2 protein-coding genes are annotated in these 3,577 nt (G+C 43.6%); both read left to right on the top strand.

Features of this window, described 5'->3' with window-relative positions; translation table 11 throughout:
- A partial coding sequence (locus HMPREF2979_RS01300) for an LPXTG cell wall anchor domain-containing protein (protein WP_261787274.1) occupies positions 1-348 on the top strand: 348 nt, incomplete at its 5' end.
- Between the two features lie 273 nt (positions 349-621).
- On the top strand, positions 622-3,577 hold a 2,956-nt coding region (locus tag HMPREF2979_RS01305; RefSeq protein WP_148132217.1), incomplete at its 3' end, for an accessory Sec-dependent serine-rich glycoprotein adhesin.

Below are 3,577 nucleotides of genomic sequence, written 5' to 3' on the forward strand. Positions count from 1 at the left end.
GCATCAGAATCAGCGAGTGCATCCGCTTCAGTTTCAGTATCAGAGTCCGCTTCTACATCAGCGTTCTTGAGTACTTCTGAAAGCACAAGCACTTCAACAAGTATCTCAACTTCATTGAGTACATCAGCAAGTCTTTCAGCGTCAGCATCAACAAGTGCTTCAATCTCTGCTTCAGAATCAACTTCTGAAGTGAAGGATCCTAAGCACAAACGTGGTAGTCAAGCGCTTCCTAAGACTGGTGAGGAAAACTCATCATTAGGTATGGCCTTGGGTGCTTTAGCAACTGCAACAGGTCTTGCCTTTCTTGCCAAACGTAAGAAAGATGAAGAAGCAAGTGAAGACTTCTAAGCCTTAGTAAGTTTAATCATTAGCTTCTAGCTAGACAATCAAATATCCCCTATCGATTAGAGTGATTTCCTAATTGGTAGGGGATTTTTTTAGTTTGATATTCTAAAAATACAAATAGTTTTAATAAGTCTTAGGGTTAGCATCATTATAGTATTTTTAGGAAGATGAAAGAAAGGATTAATCGCTAGAAAGCAATCTTGAAATGAGATTTTTTGCTTAATTTTATGATAAAATTGAAAGGAGTGTTTTAATCAAAATATAAATGGAGTATATATGTTTTTTAGAAGGAATGAAGGTCAATATCGTGAAACCGATCGTGTGACACGGTTTAAATTGGTTAAGTCAGGGAAGCACTGGCTTCGTGCGGCGACGTCGAATTTTGGTCTTTTCAAGGTGCTTAGAGGGGGTGTGGATGCACCGTCTGTTGCTGCCCAGCAGGTAGAGGTGGAAGCACCTGCCTTTTCAGGTCAGACAGTGCTCAAAGGAGTGCTTGCAACTGGGGCCTTGCTTGGTGGTTCAGTTGCAACTCATGTGGCTCATGCGGATGAAATGACTGATCAGCCAATTTTGGAAAGTGAAGCAGGAGCTAAGACTGATCTCTTAGCTGCATCTGATTCCGTTGTTCTTGGAAACACGGAGTCTATGTCCAGTGTTCAAGATAGCCAAGTAAATAGTCAAGAGTCATCTGAAACTGTGTCAAGACAGACTTCGGAGGCTTCTTTGAGTGAGTCTTTATCACGCAGCCAATCGGTGTCTGCCTCTGAATTAGCTTCGAAATCGACATCCTTGTCATTGAGTGCCTCGCTTTCTACTTCCTTGTCAGCTTCATTAGCTTCTAAATCGGAATCAGTAAGTCAGACGGATTCTTCTGCTCACAGTCAGTCTGAGAGTACGCTTAGAAAAACTTCAGAGCATAGCGCAAGTGCCTCTGTTCAGTCAGTTAGCAAGAGTGATAGTAGTAGTGACTCTAAAGTGGGGATGACTCTTGTCAGCTCGGAGTCAACCTTATTAAAGGCTTCCTTGACATCCGAAGTTCAAACGAATCGCCAATTGTCAGAAACGGCGACTGGTCTGCTAGCTGCCTCAGTTGTGGCAGATGCTGAGCGTTTAGAACAAGAAAAGCGTCTCAAAGATTTAGCCTTAGACATTTATACCTATAAAGCTCAAGCTGTTGATTTGCCAAATACGGATGCTGCTATTCTCAAGGGAGATAAAGCCCTGGATGCCATTCGTGTTAGTCTGGCTGATCGTGACAGTGATGTGACGCCTACGATTGCTCAGGCTCGTCAGGCGAGAAATAGTCTTGCCAATGCGGTTCTTCGTGCGACATCTGGTCAACGTGATCCTCGTAATGGTTCTCGAATTGATGCTAATAGTAACCTCCGTGCACCCCAGTATAATTTAGGGCTAGCTAATAATGCCTTGATTTCTGTTTATAACTCTGACTACATCAATCAGCCTTATAATGTTGTTGAAACTATTCCTACACGAAATAGTATTAAAAGCATTGGCTACGCTTCTGGTAGTGATCGTGTGAATGGCATCAACGTGCCTCAGACCTCTGCATTGAAAAATAGTGCAGTGGCCTTTAATATTGTGGGGACTGTTGGGCAGACAGAGGTCGTAACGCCTGGGAAAATTTATAATGTTTCTTTTGTAGTGACTAATACGGCTAAGCAGTCAGTGACACGTACGCTTCGTATTCAGGTTTTGCCACAAAATGATGGTATTCGTAATCCGATTACGGCGGTGACAACGAGTACCTTTGTTAATGACACAAGTAGTCTCGCTCAGGCTGAAAAAGATAAGGTTTGGGAAGCATTTAAGACTGCTAACCCAAATATTGCCACTTCAAAGGACTTTAAATCTTATTCGGTTTCATCATCTGGTGTGGTAACCATTACTTATAAAGATAACACCACAAATGATGTGACTGCTCCAGTGAAGCGACTAGCAGCACCAACCGTTGAAACAAGATTATTGGACAAGGCTTACACACAGACGCCTGTAACGGTAACAGGAGCCGAGCCAGGTTCTACAGTTGTTCTATACAATAATGACGACGAAGTGGGAACAGCAGTAGCGGATGCTTCCGGCCAAGCGATTGTGACGCCGACTGTTAAGTTACAAACAGGTGGTGTAACAGCCAAAGCTCGCATCATGTATGGTGATTATGCGGTGTATTCAGATGCTAGCAATTCCGTGGCTGTAACGGACGGAACGCGTCCTGAAGTGACGGCCAAATTGACTGTTGATGGTGTGGAACCTAAGTCAACGCCTCTCGAAGGCGGTGGGAAAAACTATACCCTCTATGCTGGTGATGATGCTGTTGTGACTTTCACGGCAACAGATGACAGTGGCAAGCTTAAAGAAATGAAAGTCGTTGCAAGAGCCGATTTGAATGACAATGCCTTGAACGGCAATTTCTTTGGTAGTAGCCAGTACGGAACTGGTAATATTGCACCGATTACGGGAGATATCACTGCAACGACTGATAATCCTGCAACCATAACAACGACCATTCATCTGAAGGATGACCTTTATCATTCTTTCCGAAACACATGGCAACGTAATGTTGCTGCTATTGACAATGCATCAAATATGAACCGTCCAAATGGTTTGGGTGAAATTCGTATTACTCAGGGGCGCTTGGCAGATCGTACACCTGGTGTGGCGCCGACAAGCACAATTCAGGTGACAAGCCTGACTGCATTGACAGATGCAGATAAAAGCAAGATTATTGCGGCTGTGTCGGCTTTGAATCCAGAGGTCGCCAACCGTATTAAATCTTATACGGTCAATAGCGATGGTACGGTAACGATTACTTATAAAGACAGTACGACAAATGTTGTGACGGTGAAATTGTCGGATAGTGATTACAGTGAGTCAGTGTCGCAAAGTGTCAGTCAGTCTAAGCAGGAATCGATTTCTCAAAGTCGAAGTGAGTCTGTTAAGCAATCTGCATCGACCAGCCTTTCATTGAGCACGGTAGCCTCAAAAAGTGTCTCAAGTTCTTTGAGTGAATCTTTGAAGACAAGCCAATCTCGAAGTCAATCCGCTTCAACGAGTGCATCTTTGAGTGCTGAAAAATCAACGAGTGTCTCAAGTTCCTTGAGTGAGTCCTTGAAGACAAGCGTCTCACAAAGTCAATCTGCATCAACAAGTGCGTCTTTAAGTGCTGTTAAGTCAGCGAGTGCTTCAAGTTCCTTGAGTGAGTCCTTGAAGACAA

Origin of the sequence: Streptococcus sp. HMSC078H12, from assembly GCF_001814615.1 — a bacterium.
Taxonomy (GTDB): Bacteria; Bacillota; Bacilli; order Lactobacillales; family Streptococcaceae; genus Streptococcus; species Streptococcus salivarius_F.